At 74.0% G+C, this 14,956-nt stretch carries 12 protein-coding genes and 1 tRNA gene; 5 read left to right on the top strand and 8 right to left on the bottom strand.

Annotated features, from left to right (window positions below; genetic code table 11):
• Positions 1 to 116 precede the first annotated feature (116 nt).
• The 3 genes from TU31_RS16725 to TU31_RS16715 all read left to right on the top strand — a co-directional run bounded on the left by TU31_RS16725 (position 117) and on the right by TU31_RS16715 (position 3,189).
• A complete protein-coding gene (locus tag TU31_RS16725) occupies positions 117 to 1,028 on the top strand; it encodes a maleate cis-trans isomerase family protein (RefSeq protein ID WP_042155067.1) in 912 nt (303 codons plus the stop codon).
• A 146-nt stretch (positions 1,029 to 1,174) separates the two neighbouring features.
• Entirely contained in the window at positions 1,175 to 1,900 is a 726-nt protein-coding gene (locus TU31_RS16720) for a maleate cis-trans isomerase family protein (RefSeq protein WP_042155065.1), read from the top strand.
• Between the two features lie 164 nt (positions 1,901 to 2,064).
• Complete coding sequence (locus TU31_RS16715; RefSeq protein WP_042155063.1) at positions 2,065 to 3,189, top strand: LLM class flavin-dependent oxidoreductase; 1,125 nt, start codon at positions 2,065 to 2,067, stop codon at positions 3,187 to 3,189.
• Positions 3,190 to 3,273: 84 nt separating this feature from the next.
• Here TU31_RS16715 and TU31_RS16710 read toward each other — a convergent pair whose 3' ends face one another.
• Positions 3,274 to 5,088, bottom strand: coding sequence for a putative bifunctional diguanylate cyclase/phosphodiesterase (locus tag TU31_RS16710; protein WP_042155061.1), 1,815 nt, complete (start codon positions 5,086 to 5,088; stop codon positions 3,274 to 3,276).
• 359 nt (positions 5,089 to 5,447) lie between these two features.
• Between TU31_RS16710 and TU31_RS16705 the strand changes: the two genes are divergently transcribed.
• On the top strand, positions 5,448 to 6,689 hold the full coding sequence (locus TU31_RS16705) for a M6 family metalloprotease domain-containing protein (RefSeq protein ID WP_042155059.1): 1,242 nt from the start codon (positions 5,448 to 5,450) through the stop codon (positions 6,687 to 6,689).
• 59 nt (positions 6,690 to 6,748) lie between these two features.
• Here TU31_RS16705 and TU31_RS16700 read toward each other — a convergent pair.
• The 6 genes from TU31_RS16700 to TU31_RS16675 all read right to left on the bottom strand — a co-directional run bounded on the left by TU31_RS16700 (position 6,749) and on the right by TU31_RS16675 (position 12,454).
• Positions 6,749 to 6,822, bottom strand: a tRNA-Lys gene (locus TU31_RS16700).
• A 56-nt stretch (positions 6,823 to 6,878) separates the two neighbouring features.
• Complete coding sequence (locus TU31_RS16695; RefSeq protein WP_042155057.1) at positions 6,879 to 7,514, bottom strand: bifunctional DNA primase/polymerase; 636 nt, start codon at positions 7,512 to 7,514, stop codon at positions 6,879 to 6,881.
• A gap of 183 nt (positions 7,515 to 7,697) precedes the next feature.
• Positions 7,698 to 8,081: a DUF8844 domain-containing protein gene (locus tag TU31_RS16690; protein ID WP_063770801.1), complete on the bottom strand. Its 384-nt coding sequence runs from the start codon at positions 8,079 to 8,081 to the stop codon at positions 7,698 to 7,700.
• A 104-nt stretch (positions 8,082 to 8,185) separates the two neighbouring features.
• Positions 8,186 to 9,604 (bottom strand): AAA domain-containing protein, encoded by a 1,419-nt coding sequence (locus tag TU31_RS16685; protein ID WP_042155051.1) that lies wholly within the window; start codon positions 9,602 to 9,604, stop codon positions 8,186 to 8,188.
• A 40-nt stretch (positions 9,605 to 9,644) separates the two neighbouring features.
• Entirely contained in the window at positions 9,645 to 11,195 is a 1,551-nt protein-coding gene (locus tag TU31_RS16680) for a hypothetical protein (protein WP_042155049.1), read from the bottom strand.
• Positions 11,186 to 12,454 carry a hypothetical protein gene (locus tag TU31_RS16675; protein ID WP_042155048.1) on the bottom strand — a complete coding sequence of 423 codons (1,269 nt, stop codon included), beginning with the start codon at positions 12,452 to 12,454 and terminating at the stop codon, positions 11,186 to 11,188. Before TU31_RS16675 ends, TU31_RS16680 begins: the two co-directional genes overlap by 10 nt.
• A 238-nt stretch (positions 12,455 to 12,692) precedes the next feature.
• On the opposite strand from TU31_RS16675, the gene TU31_RS16670 reads away from it, so the two are divergent.
• Complete coding sequence (locus TU31_RS16670) at positions 12,693 to 13,286, top strand: histidine phosphatase family protein (protein WP_042155046.1); 594 nt, start codon at positions 12,693 to 12,695, stop codon at positions 13,284 to 13,286.
• A 69-nt stretch (positions 13,287 to 13,355) separates the two neighbouring features.
• On the opposite strand, the gene TU31_RS16665 is transcribed toward TU31_RS16670, so the two are convergent.
• Positions 13,356 to 14,804: an NsdA family TPR-like regulatory protein gene (locus TU31_RS16665; RefSeq protein WP_042155044.1), complete on the bottom strand. Its 1,449-nt coding sequence runs from the start codon at positions 14,802 to 14,804 to the stop codon at positions 13,356 to 13,358.
• Between the last annotated feature and the right edge of the window lie 152 nt (positions 14,805 to 14,956).

Here is a 14,956-nt window from a genome sequence, read left to right as displayed (position 1 = left end):
CGTATCTACGGTGTCAACAACGGCTCTGTACCGACGTCCCGGCTTGATCCGGTTGCACCTCATCCTCCGGCCACTGGCCTGGCCGATCCAGCCCTTCGTTTCTTCTAGGGGCCTTCATGGACGTCTCTTTTCTGGGTGGCCCACAGCCGCAGCTCGGCGTGGGTGTCGTCGCTCCCTTCGACTTCGCGCTCGACCGAGAGCTCTGGCGCTGGGTGCCCGACGACGTGTCCCTCCACCTCACCCGCACCCCTTTTGTGCCCGTCGAGGTCAGCCTCGACCTGGCCCGAATGGTGAGCGAGCACGAAACGCTGGACGCTGCCGTCCAGGCTCTGTGTGCGGTATCTCCGCAGGTCATCTCCTATGCCTGCACCTCCGGCAGCTTTGTCGGGGGTGTGGCGGGGGAGCGGGCCATGTGTGCCGCCATGGTCCAGGCGGGGGAGGTTCCCTCCCTCACCACCTCGGGCGCACTGATCGAAGCGCTGCGCGAGATCGGCGCGCGGCGCATCGCCGTGGTCACGCCCTATACGAAATCGGTCACCGACTCCCTGGAGGACTATCTCGGTGAGGCCGGCATCACGGTCACCGGCCGGGCCTACCTCGGGCTGACCCGGCACATCTGGAAGGTGCCGTACCGCGATGTCGTCGACATGGCCCGCGCGGCCGTCGTCGGCGCCACCGATGCCCTCTTCATCAGCTGTACGAACCTGCCGACGTACGACGTCATCCCGCAGCTGGAGGCCGAGCTGCGGATGCCGGTGCTGTCCGCCAACCAGGTCACGATGTGGGCCGCGCTGCGCGCCATCGGGGTCCAGGCGGTGGGCCCGTACCAGGCGCTGCTCGACCCGGTGGCACGGCGCGGTCCGGCCGCGATGACCGGAGCGGCGGACGGACCCGTGGAAGGAGTGCCGGGACCGACCCCCGAGGCAGCCTTCGCCGGGCCGCCCGCCCCACCGGAGGGGGAGCCCCTCGACGGCCTGGATCCGCCGCCGTATCCGCCCGATGACACGGGTGGTCTGCCCCCGGTTTGAGGCCGGTCCGAACCCGGCCACCACCCCGGATGCTGCCGGCGTCGTCCCTCGCGCCGGCAGCGCTCCTTCCCCGCGTCACCGCTCCACCCGCGAGCGCACCCGCACCCGCGAACACCCCCGCAGCCGTACACGCAAGGGAGAACTGCATGGCATCGGTCGGCTTCCTCTACCCCGGCCACTCCGCGGAGGACGACTACCCCCGGCTCGAAACGCTCCTGGGCGGCACGGTCCGCCTGCCGCTCGTCCATACCGACATCGGTGAGGACGCCCACCGCGTCGACGCGCTGCTGGAGATGGGCTCCGCCGGGCGGCTGGCGGCCGGCGTCGACGAGCTCAAGGAGCGCGGCGCCGAGGCCGTCGTCTGGGCCTGTACGAGCGCCAGCTTCGTCTTCGGCTGGGAGGGCGCCCACGAACAGGTCAGGGAGCTGTCCGCCACCGCCGGCCTGCCCGCCTCCAGTACGTCGTTCGCCTTCGCCCATGCCGTCCAGGCGCTCGGCGCCCGGCGGGTCGCGATCGCCGCGACCTACCCCGACGACGTGGCCGAGCGCTTCCACGCCTTCCTGAAGTCCGCCGGGGCGGAGGTCGTCTCGACCCGCGGCAGCGGCATCATCACCGCCGCCGAGGTCGGCACCTGGGGCGTCGAGGAGGTGCTGGCGCTCGCCCGCGCCGGTGACCACCCGGACGCCGAGGTGGTGCTGCTGCCCGACACCGCGCTGCACACCGCCGAACATCTGCCGGCCCTCGAAGCGGAGCTGCGCAAGCCGGTGCTCACCGCCAATCAGGTGACGGCCTGGGAGGGGCTCCGGCTGCTCGACCGGACGATCAACTGTCCGGCGCTCGGCACCCTCTTCTCGCGGACCGCGCACTCCTAGGGGGTGTCCGCACGAGGAGGCGCTCGACCGAGGGGCCCTGGGCGAGGGAGGTCCGGCGGCCCCCGCCGACCGCGGTGCGGTGCCGGGCATCTGACCCGGGAATAAGTGGAGAACGTCTCCGGTTGTCCTCCTCGCAGACCACCGACGCGAGGAGGACCCGCACCGTGAGCGGCGAAGACGAGGAGATCCGGGCCGGCGGCGAGACGGCCGGCGACGGGATACGGGGCACCGCCCGGGGCACCGCACCCGTCCCGCTGTCGGTGCTCGACCTGGTGACGGTCGGGGCCGGCAGCACCGCCTCCCGCGCGGTGCGCACGGCCGTCGACATCGCCCGTACGGCCGAACGCCGCGGCTTCCACCGCTACTGGGTCGCCGAGCACCACTCCATGCCCGGCGTCGCCTCGTCCTCGCCCGCGGTGCTGCTCGCCCACCTCGCCGCCCACACCGAGCGCATCCGCCTCGGGTCCGGCGGCGTCATGCTGCCCAACCACGCCCCGCTGGTGATCGCCGAGCAGTTCGGCACCCTGGAGGCGATGGCCCCCGGCCGGATCGACCTGGGTCTGGGGCGCGCGCCCGGCACCGACGGGGCCACCGCCGCCGCGCTGCGGCGCACCGAGCGGCTGCACGAGGGGGCGGAGGAATTCCCGCAGCAGCTGGCCGAGTTGACCCGCTTCCTGGACGACTCCTTCCCGGACGGCCATCCGTACGCCAAGATCCACGCCGTCCCCGGCCCGGTCCAGGCCACCTCACCGGGCGGGGTCCAGGACCCGCACCGGCCGCCCCTGTGGCTGCTGGGCTCCTCCGGCTTCAGCGCCCGGCTGGCCGGCTCCCTCGGCCTGCCGTTCGCCTTCGCGCACCACTTCTCCGCGGCCAACACCCTCCCCGCGCTGGACCTCTACCGCGCGTCCTTCCGCCCCTCCGAGGCGCTGGCCGAGCCGTACGCCCTGATCGGGGTCGCGGCGCTGGCCGCCGAGACGGAGCAGGAGGCCCGCCGCCAGGTCATGACCGGCGCGCTGTCCATGGTCCGGCTGCGCACCGGCCGCCCCGGCCTGGTCCCCGGCCCGGAGGAGGCCGAGGCGTACCGCTTCAACGAGTTGGAGCGGGGCTTCGTCGACAGCTGGCTCGGCAATGTCATCCACGGCACCCCGGACGCCGTCCGCCAGGGCCTGGACGATCTCGCCAAGCGCACCGGCGCCGACGAGCTCATGATCACCGCCAACGCGCATGGCGGCGCGGCCCGGCTGCGTTCGTACGAGCTGATCGCCGACGCGTATGGCCTGCCGGGGTAGGGCGTTCGTACGTGGTGGTCGCGGCCGGTGGCGATTCCGCCGGGTCCTCGCCGCGGGGCCGGCGCACTGCGTACCCGCGGCCGCTCAGGCCCCCGTGTGCCGGCCCGCGTCGAGGAGGGCCGCGACGCGGTCGGGGGCGACGGGGCGGGAGTAGAGCCAGCCCTGGCCGGTGTCGCAGCCGATCCGGCGGAGCCGTTCGGCCTGCTCGGCGCTCTCCACGCACTCGGCGGTGACCGTGAGGCCGAGCCGGTGTGCCAGCGCCACCAGCGCCTCCACGATCATTTCGTCCGCCGGGTTGGGATGCTCCTGTGAGCGGAAGCCGCGGACGAAGGACCCGTCCAGCTTCAGTACGGAGACCGGGAGACGGCTGAGGTAGGCGAGGTTGGAGTAGCCGGTGCCGAAGTCGTCGATGGCGATCCGTACGCCCATGTCGCTCAGCGCCTGGAGGGCCTGGAGCGGGCGGCCGGCCGAGCCCATCACCGCCGACTCGGTCAGCTCCAGCTGGAGCAGTTCCGGCGGCAGCCCGGTCTCGGCGAGAATCCCGGCGACATCGGCGACCAGGTCGGAGTCCCAGACCTGACGTACGGCCACATTGACGCTGACGAACAGCGGCTCGCCGGGGTGGGCCAGCTGCCAGGCGCGCGCCTGATAGCAGGCCCGCTCCAGCACCCAGCGGCCCAGCTCGACGATCGCGCCGTTCTCCTCCGCCAGGGCGATGAACCGATTCGGCGACAGCGTCCCGAACTGCGGATGCCGCCAGCGCACCAGCGCCTCCACCCCCTGCGCGCGGCCGTCGCCCAGCCCGACCAGCGGCTGGTACTCCAGGGTGAATTCGCCGCGGTCCACGGCCGGGCGCAGGGTGCTGGAGAGCGCCTGCCGGGTCATCCGGTGGGCGTTGCGCTCCGGGTCGAAGAGCGTCCAGCGGGCCTTGCCGTCCTCCTTGGCCCAGTACAGCGTGGTGTCCGCGGCCTGCATCAGCCCGGTCGCGGTGGTGCCGGTGGCGGTCCGCTCCACGACGCCGATGCTCGCCGAGACCGACAGCCGCTGCCCGGCCAGGTCGAACGGGCGCTGCAGCGCGTCCAGCACGCACTGGGCCAGCTCGGCCAGCTGGTCGGTGCCGGTGGAGTCCTCCACCAAAAGAGCGAATTCGTCACCGCCGAGCCGTGCGACCAGGTGCTCGCCACGGCCCGGCCCGCGGTCCGCGGCCGCCTCCGCGCAGCGCGTCAGCCGCTGCGCCACCGCGCTCAGCAGCCGGTCGCCGACGCGGTGCCCGAGGGTGTCGTTGACGGCCTTGAAGCCGTCCAGGTCGAGGTAACAGAGCCCGATGCGGCCGGTGCCGGACGGCGCGGTGGAGGCGGTCTCCAGGGCGGCGGCGAGCCGCTCGAAGAACAGTGCCCGGTTGGGCAGCCGGGTCACCGGATCGTGCATCTGGAGATGCCGGAGCCGGGCCAGCAGATCGTGCCGGTCACTGATGTCCGCCACCGACAGCAGCATCCGGTCCTCGCCGCTGAGCGGCTCCGGGGTGAGCGGCTCGACGGTCACCTCCACCCAGACGGAGTGCCCTTCGGGGTGTTTGAGGCGGCGGGTGCAGCGCATCCGGTCGCTGCGGCCGCACAGCACCTCGCGGTAGGCGGTCCACACCCGCGGGTCGGCGCCGAGGTCGGTGAGGTCGGCCGCGGTGGCGGCGACCAGCTCGGCCGGGTCGGTGCCGACCAGCTCGCCGAAGGCCGGATTGGCGGCGAGGACCAGGCCGTCGCGGTTAAGGACGGCCATCGCCACCCGCGCCGCGTAGAACGTGGCGCGGTAGTCGCCGAGCGAGGCGGCGGTGCCGTCGCCGTGGCCGCTCGGAGCCGGCCGGGCCTCGGTCGATTCTTTGGTCGTGTCCTCACGCTCCGTCACTGAGGGGAGCGTCGCTCCGGGCGTGCGGCCCGGGCTGTCGGGGTGTCCGCTCACTGCTCGCTCCCGCGTGGCGCTGTCTCGTGATGGAGGGGGGTCTCGCGCTGGAAAGTGTGGCGATCATAGAGGCTGGCACGACGGCCGATCCAGCGACGCAGCCGTGATCGCCCGCCCGCGTGACGGAACTTCGGCCATTTCTGCCCGGCTCTGTTCGTACGGATTGCCCCCTTGGTCGTTTGTGACTTTCCGTTACGGGAGGGCCAAGACGCGCCGGTCACTCGTCCGGGCCTCCAAAACGGGACGAATAGCATTAAATCGCCACAGGGTAGATGAGGTCTCCGAATCCGTCCCTGGAGGTATGTGTGCCGCGCGCCCAGACGCTCGACGGGGTGGAGCGCCGCAGCCTGCGGCGCGTCGCGGCCGTCGCCACCTCTCTGAGCGCGCTCATCGCGACCTCCATCGTCGCCGGACCCGCCACCGCCTCCGAGGCCGCGCTCCCGTGCGCCCTGGGGCGCACCGACGCGCACCACTCCGAGGGCGTCGACAGCTGGAACGGGTCCTATCCGCGCCCGGACCGCCCGCTCAACGCCGTCATGATCTATCTGTCCTTCCCGGACGCCCGGCCCCTCTCGCCGCCGCAGGAGCTGTCCCGCGCCTACTTCCCGGCCACCTCCGGCTTCTTCGACCGCGCCTCCTACGGGAAGTTCCGGCTGCGCCCGCACATCCACCGCCACTGGGTGCGGATGCCGCGCCCGTCCGCCGACTACGGGATACGGCGCGACTGGGACGCCGGCCGGCGCTCCTCCTACCTGCACGACGCGGTCACCGCCGCCGACCCGTCCATCGACTTCAGCCGCTACGACGTGGTCTATTTCGTCGCCGACCCGGACGCCCCCGGCGTCGACTCGGACGCCACCAAGGTCGTCAACCTCGACCGGCCGATGCACGCCGACGACCACGATCTGCGCCGCTTCGTCACCGTCTTCGAGCAGCGCCTGCCCGACCGCAACGTCCTCGCCCATGAGACCGGGCACGTCTTCGACCTGCCGGACCTCTACCACCGGCCAAAGGACGGCAAGGGCGACTGGGACACCTACGTCGGCGACTGGGACCTCATGGGCAGCCAGTTCGGACTGGCACCCGATCCGTTCGCCTGGCACAAATGGAAGCTCGGCTGGATCGCCGACAACCAGGTTGACTGTGTCGATCTGGCCGGTCCGGCCATGCACTCCCTGCGGCCGCTGTCCGCCCCCAAGGAGCCCCGCGCCCAGCGCCGCCCGCGGCTGCTGGTGGTCCGTACGGGCCCCGACAGCGCACTCGCCATCGAGGCACGCGGTGCCATGGGCAATGACCGCTCCCTGTGTGCCGAGGGCGTCCTCGTCTACCGCGTGCACAGCCGGACGGCCTCCGGGTCGGGCCCCGTGCAGGTGCTCGACGGGCATCCGGCCACCTCGGCCTGCTGGGGCACCTCGGTCTATCCGCCGCTCGCGGACGCGCCGCTGGGGGTGGGGGAGAGCCTGGACGACGCCGAGGACGGCGTCCGCATCCAGGTCGAGGGCCGGACGGCCGACGGGGACTGGGCGGTGAAGGTGAACCGCGGCTGACCGGGCGCTGTGCCGAGACGACGAAGACCCCCACCGGAGTGGGGGCCTTCGACTGTCTGTGCGCCGCCAGGGACTCGAACCCCGGACCCGCTGATTAAGAGTCAGCTGCTCTAACCAACTGAGCTAGCGGCGCCTGCTGACGGGGAAAACATTAGCATCATGGTCGGGGAGGACAAAAATCGGTTTGTCTCAGCCCGCGGTCAGCAGCGAAACAGGGTGCTGAGCTGCGGTTTCAGCCGCCGGGCCGGCCAGCGAGCGGGCCGCGCGGACACAGGCCCAGAGCAGTACGTCGGGACCGGGCAGCCAGGGGTTGCGGACATCCGGTGCCACCAGCCAGCGGGAGGCGGACGGGCCGGCCGGGTCCTCGCCGGCCGGGGCGCCGGCGCCCGCGGTCCGGTCCACGGCCGGGCTCCGGCGGGGGTGCAGCGGCGGGATGGTGACCGCGTCACCGCTGCCGTGGCACAGCAGCGGCGGGACGGCGGTGGCCCACTCCTCCCAGACGAGCAGCGCCGGCAGCCGCTGGGCCGTGCCCGGGGCGGCGAACAGCAGGATGCGGCCGCGGTGCGCCGCCACCGGACCCGAGCCGGGGCCGTCGGACCATAAGCGGTCCACCATGCGGCGCCCGAAGAGCGCCGGGGCGTTGATCACGTCGAAGGCGGTACCGCAGGGCAGTGCGCTGGGAGCGGCCGGCCGGGTGGCCCACAGGGCGTGCATCTCGTCCGGATGGGGGCTGGCTGAGGCGAGCCAGTCGGCGCCCGCGAGGGTGACATAAGCCGCGGTCGGGAAGGCCAGGGTGCGGGGGGTCTCAGGCAGCCAGTCGCTCATGGGGACAGGTCTACCCAGCCGGCATGCGGTACTTGGCCGATTGGCGGAAAACGGGACGGGACGGTGGGGGAGCCGGTATCTTTCCCCCCTTGCATATGCCAGCGGCCCATGATCATGGACCATGGGCCGCTGGTGAGGCAGGTCGGACGGGTGGGATTCCCGGGGCCGTCGGGGCCGGTGCGGTCAGTCCATGTCGCCCGGCAGGGTGCTGCCGCTGCGCATCAGGCTGCGGCCGAACTCGATCATTTTCTGTGCGTAGTCCTCGGTCCACTCCGCCTGCTCGGCGAGCACGGCCAGCGGCAGCCGGTCGAACCGGCTGGGGTCGGACAGCTGGGCCGCGGCCAGCGCCTGGAACTCCGTGGCGCGGTCGGCCGCGGCGCGAAAGGCCAGGGTCAGCTCCGTGGCGCGGCCGAGCAGCTCGCGCGGGTCCTCCATCGACTCCAGGCCGAAGAAGTGCTCGGGGTCGGCGACGGCCTCGGGCGGCTCGAAGAGCAGCTGCGCGGGCTTCATCCGCCGTGGTCCGGGCGCCGTACCACGCGGGTCGGGAGCCGGTCGCGGCTCGGACATGTACCTACCTCCAGATCGTGTGCCGCATTCCATTGTCCCGCTGCGCGCAAGTGGGCCCCGGGGAGTGGCCGTACCCGCTGCCGGACGCCGTCCGGGTGACCTCGTCAAGGGCGCCAGGTCACCCGGTGTTCCGCGAGATGGGCGAGGACGGCGTGGTTGGCTTCCCAGCCGTCCGGGAACTTGACCGTGACGCCGAGGCTGACCGGCTCGGTCGAGGGGTGTTCGTCCAGCAGGTCGGCGACGCCCGCCCGGCACACCACGATGCAGGCGTGCCGGTGGCGGGAGGCGAGCACACACAGCCGTCCGGTCTCCAGATGGAAGGCGGTGGCGTCGGGCCGGCCGGACAGCGGATGCAGGACGACCGTGACATCGAACTCGCGGCCCTGGAGACGGTTGGCGGTGTCCACCGCGACACCGGTCACCCCCAGCCCGGCGAGCGCGGCGCGGACGGCCGCCGCCTGGTCACGATGGGCGGTGCCGACCGCGATCCGGCCGGCGGTCAGCGGTGCCGGGGCGGGCGCGGCCCCCTCCGCGGCCCCGTGCGCCTCGCTGGTCGTGGCGCCGCCGCGGTCGAGGAGCCGGCGCACGACGTGGGCCACCGCGCGGACCGCCTCCGGGTCCGTACGCGGCGTATGGCGGGCGGGAAGCTCCAGCAGGCCCCAGCCGGACTCGGCGGCCTCGTCCAGCACCCGGTCCACGCCGGAGCCGTCGCCCGCCACCCCGAACGCCAGCCGGCGGTCGCCGTGGCCGGTGCCGCTGCGGAACGGGGTGTACGGATAGAACGCGGCGGAGACCAGCGGCGCCGCCGAGGCGGGCAGCCGCCAGGAGACCGGCAGCCGGTGCTGCGGCAGATCGGGGTTGTGCGCCAGAAGGGTGGAGACCGCGCTGGACGACGGGTCGTAGGCCAGCCCCGCCCACTGCTCCGCGCCGACCACGCTGAAGGGGTCCAGCTGGCCCGGATCGCCGACGAACAGCGCCCGCTCGAAGAGCCCGGCGACGCTCAGCAGCGCGTCGGAGCGCATCTGATAGGCCTCGTCCACGATGGCGTGCCGCCATGGCTCGTCGACCTTGGTGTACGCCCATTTCGCGGCCGTCGAGACCACGATGTCCAGCCCGGCCAGATCGGCGATCTTCGCGGACGTACGGACCGCGGGCAGCTCGGCCAGCGCCGGGTCGAACGCGCCGGGCTCGCTGCTGTGCAGCCGGCCGACCGGCAGCTGCGGATCCTTCTCGGCGAGCCGCAGCACCAGGTCGTCGACCTGGGCGTTGGTCTGCGCGACCACCATCAACGGGCGCCCGGCGGCGGCCAGTTCACGGGCCGCCCGCACCACGAGGGTGGACTTGCCGGCGCCGGGCGGGGAGTCCACGACCACGCCGCGCCGGGTGCCGTGCAGGGTGTCCCGCAGGATCGCGTCGGTCGCCGCGGCGGCCGCGCCGGCGGGGTCGAAGGGGCCGTCCGTGGTGGCTTCCCCACTGCCTGAAGGGCGCGGGAGAGGCCCCGATGGGTCCTGAGTGGCCGTCATACGGGAGTCTTCTCCAGGGCGGTCGAGGGCCGGGCGCGGGTCACAGGAAGTCCTCCGCGGTCACGGGGTCGGGGGCGGTGTGCGGCAGGTCCGCGGCGCCGGGTGGCGGGCCGCCATGGGTCCACGGGGTGTCCTCGGGATCCGGGAGCTCCGGGCCGCCGCGCGGGGCGTGCTCGAACAGCGTCCAGCACACCGCGTCGTCCGGCTCCGGCACCGAACCGGGCTCCGGCGTTTTCCCGCGCCCCATCCCGCCGGTCAGCCGGACCACCAGCGTCCCCGGCTCCCCGGGCTCGTGCGCGACGCATTCGGCGGTCTGGGTCCTGCCGTCCGCCAAGGGGCGGTAGAGCTTGCCGCCCTCGGACAGCTGCGGCCGGTCGGTCGTCCGGAGCGTGACCAGCGGACGGGGCATCGGCCGCTTGCCTTCGGAGAAGGCCATCTCGACGGCGGTGACCGTGCCCTGGAACGCCTCGCCGGCCAGTCGGCGCCCGGCCATCACCAGCGGGTCGTCCAGGGCTTCCTGGGCGTCCAGTTGGGCCTGGGCGGTCTCCCGTGCGGACAGCTTCTGGGCGGCGGTGACGGCGTCGTCCTGCTTGGGCTGCGGGGGCTCCCCGGCGCGGATCCGGTCCCGGTGCGCGGTGTACGACCAGCGGTCGCGCTTCCAGCGGTCGGCGACCCGGGCGCCCGCGGGGAGCGTCCGCAGCAGGTCGATGCCGTGCCAGACGGCGTCCCAGGTCGGCCGCAACTGCCCCTCGACGAGGGTGCGGAGCGCCTCCTCGGCGCCCGGCAGCCCGGCGTCGTAGCGGGCCATCGCGGGGGCGAGCAGCCGGTTGTCGAACGCCGGGTCGGTGGCCGGGCCGGCCGGCGGGCACCGCAGCTGCCCGTCCGCGTCCCGCGCCGACTCCGCGTGCTCGGCCGCCTCCCGGCCCGACGTCCCCGGCGGCGGGTCGATCCAGGAGAGCAGCGCGCCCAGGTGCTGGTCCTCCAGCACGCTCTGGCCCGTCGCCCAATGGCGGGTCAGCAGGCCCGTCATGGACAGCAGCAGGCTCGCGCCCGGCACCCGCGCCCGCTCGCCGAAATGGGTCAGCCAGCGGCCCAGCAGCGGGACATGCGGCGGCGCGGGATACGGCGCCTCGGGCTCCTGCTCGGCCGTCCGCCGGAACCGCATCGAGCGGCCCAGCAGCCGGACGAACTCGATACCGGCGGCGCTCGGCACGATCAACTGCGGGGCGTCCGCGCACAGTTCGACCTGCACCGGAACCTTCTTGCCGGTCTCCGGGTCGGTCTCCTTGCGCTCCTCCCACTCGATGGCGTCCGCGAAGCCGTCCACGTACGGCAGCACCAGCTCGGCCAGCTCGGCGAGGAACGCGAACCGCAGGTCGCGGTCGCGCGGCTGCGGAACGGCCAGCAGTGCCGGCTTCTCGCGGTCCGTGCCGACCAGCGCCCCCAGCGGGGCACCGGCCTCGCCCGCGGTCGTCAACGGGACGAACACCAAAGGGCGTTCGGCCAGATGACGGTGCCGGACCGTGCACCGCGGCTGGGCGCGCCCCGCCGCCACCGCCTCCATCCGGGCCAGCGTCTCGATCAGTGACATTCCGGCTCCTCCGCTCGCGGTCCCGGCACGGTGGGGCGGGCCAGCGCCCCGTCCCGCAGCGCGGCGGCCCGCCGCAGCGCGACGACGGCCGGGTCGTCCGGCCCGTCGGCGGCGGGGGGCTCCGGATCCTGGGGGCGGGCCTCGGGACGGGCCGCCGCCAGCACCTCCTCGATGGTGTGCAGCCCGCCCAACTCGCCCCGGACGCCGCGCCCCAGCGCCTCCACCGCGCCGTCGTCACGGGACCGCGTGCGGCAGTGGAAGGCCAGCTCGCACGCGGCCAGGCACTCGGGGGCGTAAGCCGCGCCGACCACCTCGACGGCCTCGGCCAGCTCCTCGGGCCGGCGGGTCGCGGTCTTCCCGTCGTCCGCCAGCCGCAGGTCGAAGGTGGTCCCCGGGGGCAGGGCGGCGGCGATCTCCTCGACCCGGGTGAGCCGGGACAGCTGCCGGCGGGTCGTGGCCAGCTGCTTGCGGACGTCGACGGCGGCGGCCGTGGGGAGGTTGGAGAAGTCCTTCGGGCACACCAGCAGCACCCGGTCGCGGACCCGGACCGCGCGGCCGGTGTGCGCGGCGACATGACCGGCGACCGGCTCCAGGGCCAGCGCATACACGGCCGCCTGCCGCGCGGCGGCGCCCACCTTGGCGGCGTCCGCCGAACCGTCGATCATCGGGAAGGACTTGATCTCGACGACCGTCCAGCTGCCGTCCGGATGCACCACCACCGCATCCGGCTCCACATAGGCCGGCGAACCGGCCACCTCGACGACCAGCATCGGATGGTCGAGCAGCGCCCAGCCGCCGGCCGCGGTCGCCTCGCGCAGCGCCAGCGCCGTACGCGCCGCCCGGCCCTCCGGCCCGGCCGCGGACAGCTCGGGGGTGGCGATCTCCTCCGGCCCGGGCGGCGGGGAGCCGGGCGCCAGCCGCTCGCACAGCAGCCGCAGCAGCTCCGTGCCGCCGTCGGCCTTCACCCGGGCCTCGAAGGCATTGCCGCGGACGATCGCGAACTGGGACTGGCCGTACGCCGCGGGCGAGCCCAGCGCCTGGGCCAGCGCGCCCTTGTCGATGCCCGCGCCGTCCAGCAGCGCACGGCGCCGGCAGCCGGGGTTGGCGGCCAGCGCGGCCAGCGCGCGGGCGTCGAGCGAGCGGGGACGGACTCCGGGGCCGCGCAGCTCGGCGAGCCTCTGCCGCAGGCTCGGCGTTGCCGTCGGCTGCTCCGCCGCAGGGGCGGCCGACGCGGATCGACTGTCGCGCGAAACGTTCACCCGCGGAAGTCTCGCATCCGGCACCGACATGCGGGGCGCTCGCCCGCCGTCCGGCCGCCGCCGGATGCCGCTCCCCGCCCCCGCGCCGTATCCGAGAGCGCCCGGGGAGCCCGCCCCCGGGCGGGACGGCCTCCCCGGTCAGGGACAAATCGACCTGATGCGCGATGATGGAAAGCCCGCGGTCACCGCCGCCCGCACCGAGCAACGAGCAGCCGAGCGATCGGCGAGAGGTACGACCATGGCAGCGCGCATATTCCTGGCCAGACACGGACAGACCGAGTGGTCCCTGTCCGGCAGGCACACCGGCCGTACGGACGTCCCGCTGCTGGACGAGGGCCGGCGCGGCGCCAAGCTGCTGGGCGAGCGGCTGCACCGCGCCCCCTGGGACGGCCTGCCGGGCGTCGAGGTCCGCACCAGTCCCCTGGTACGCGCCAAGGAGACCTGTGAGCTGGCCGGATTCGGTGACCGGGCACAGCCGTGGGACGCGCTGATGGAGGTCGACTACGGCGCGTACGAGGGCCTGACCCCGGCCGAGATCAAGTCCGGCCGGCCGGACTGGCTGATCTGGCGCGACGGGGTGCCGGAGGGGGAGACGCTCGCCGAGGTCGCGGCGCGGGCGGACGAGGTCGTCAGCTGGGCACGGTCCGCCGACCGCGATGTGCTGGTCTTCGCCCACGGCCACATCCTGCGCACGCTCGGCGCCCGCTGGCTGGGCCTGGACATCTCCTTCGGCGCCCGGATCCGGCTGGAGCCCACGTCCCTGTCGGTGCTCGGCTGGGCATACGGGGAACCGGCGATCGAGCGCTGGAACGACACCGGGCACCTGGGCTGACGACGGCCGCCCGGCCGGGGCGGCGCCGCGGCCGCCTGACGGGGCGTCGGGCGGCCGGCCGCCGGGCCGTCAGCGGGCGGAGTCCCCGGCCGGCGCCCCGCCACCGGACCCGGCCGAGGCCGCGTGCCGCTCCAGGAAGCCGGCGACCACACCGCCGTCGTGGTAGGACCGCAGTGTCCGGGCCGTCCCGTCGAGCATCGTCCGGATCCGGGCCGAACGGACCTCCTCCAGCAGGGACAGCACCCGGACCCCGGCCGTGGCGGCCTCCTCGGGCTCACCGCTGTTCGCGAGATCATCCGCGAGCTCCGCGGTGAACAGCGCGATATTGCGGGTGAAATGGGAATCCTGGAGCGCCACCGCCCGGCGCGCATGCGCCACCGCGCGCCCCGCGTCACCCAGGGCCGACCAGCACTGCGCCTCCAGGCCCGCCAGTTCGGCCTCCCCGTAGAACGTCATCCACTCCGGGTCGCCGTCCCGCGGCCCGTCCGCGAACAGCCGCTCGGCCCGCGCCAGCGCCTGCTCACAGCCGGCCCGGTCGGCCAGCCCCGCCCAGCCGCCCGCCTCCCGCAGCGCCAGCAGCGACAGCAGCCGCGGCGAGGACAGCTGCTTGGCGGCCTGCTGCGCCGCCTGCGCGGCCCGCACCGCCTCCCGCGGCCGGCCGGCGTCGCGGGCGAGGAAGGCCGTATTGCAGAACGCGTGCGCCTCCAGGGCGGCATCACCGCAGACCCGGGCGGTGGCCAGGGCCTCCGCGTAGTGCGAGCGGGCATCGCCGAAGCGGCCCGAGTCATGCGCCAGCCAGCCCACGGTGATGGCGAGTTCACCCGCCCCCGCGTGCAGCCGGTCGGAGACCGATCTGCGCTGTACGCCCGCGTCCAGCAACTCGTAGGCGGCGCGCAGCGGCTGGGTGGCGCGGCGGTAGATCCCCTCCGCGCCGTGCCGGTCGTCCAGCAGCCGGATGTGGCGGACGGCCTCCTCGACCGCGGCGGCCTCGGCGGCTCCGGGCCGCCCGGCGGCGGGCGCGCGAGGGCCCGGTACATGGGCGGACGCGGCGGCGGCAGCGGCCTCGATGGGATGCAGGGCGGCGAAGCCCAGGGCTGCTGCCGGGCCGCCGGTGATGAACGCGCGACGCAGCACGTCGCTCTCCTCGCAGATCTGGATACGGGTATCGCGGTGGTCGGGGTCGGTTGCCAGGGGCGCGGCGCCGACCGCCGCCGTACGCGCCCCCCGTCCGCGTACCGCCTCGCGCGGCGCGAAGCCCATGTCGGGCAGCGTCAGCCCGGGGAACATGTGCCGGAACACCCGCTCGTAGGCGTAGTTCGGACACCGGATCTCCCCGGACTCGACGCGGCCCACATAGCGGGCGTCGCACGAGACCTGTTCGCCGATCTCACGGGCGGACCGTCGGACCGCCGCCGCGAACTCGCCCGGTGACAGCCGGCCGCGCAGCTGTCGGAAAGCGAGGTTCGGGCGGGCGGGTACGGTGCGGGACGACGCTGAACTAGCTGCTGGCGACGCCATGGCGGACCCTCTCCGTGCCCTCTCCGTGCCATCAGGTGGCGTTGCCGCCTCCTGGCGGTGCGGCGGGTTGACCGTACCGGCTGTGATGGCTCCGATACGCACAGTTTGGCTACAAATCGGATATCTCGCGCGCGATCTGCCATGAACTGCCA

Source organism: Streptomyces lydicamycinicus, from assembly GCF_000829715.2.
GTDB lineage: Bacteria > Actinomycetota > Actinomycetes > Streptomycetales > Streptomycetaceae > Streptomyces > Streptomyces lydicamycinicus.
Note: the sequence above shows the minus strand (reverse complement) of the source record. Positions and strands in the feature narration are given on the sequence as shown.

Coding starts and splice junctions, on each gene's coding strand:
- TU31_RS16725 (WP_042155067.1), top strand. CDS start 117: ATGGACGTCTCTTTTCTGGGTGGCCCACAGCCGCAGCTCGGCGTGGGT.
- TU31_RS16720 (WP_042155065.1), top strand. CDS start 1,175: ATGGCATCGGTCGGCTTCCTCTACCCCGGCCACTCCGCGGAGGACGAC.
- TU31_RS16695 (WP_042155057.1), bottom strand. CDS start 7,514: ATGAGCGACTGGCTGCCTGAGACCCCCCGCACCCTGGCCTTCCCGACC.
- TU31_RS16690 (WP_063770801.1), bottom strand. CDS start 8,081: ATGTCCGAGCCGCGACCGGCTCCCGACCCGCGTGGTACGGCGCCCGGA.
- TU31_RS16685 (WP_042155051.1), bottom strand. CDS start 9,604: ATGACGGCCACTCAGGACCCATCGGGGCCTCTCCCGCGCCCTTCAGGC.
- TU31_RS16680 (WP_042155049.1), bottom strand. CDS start 11,195: ATGTCACTGATCGAGACGCTGGCCCGGATGGAGGCGGTGGCGGCGGGG.
- TU31_RS16670 (WP_042155046.1), top strand. CDS start 12,693: ATGGCAGCGCGCATATTCCTGGCCAGACACGGACAGACCGAGTGGTCC.
- TU31_RS16665 (WP_042155044.1), bottom strand. CDS start 14,804: ATGGCGTCGCCAGCAGCTAGTTCAGCGTCGTCCCGCACCGTACCCGCC.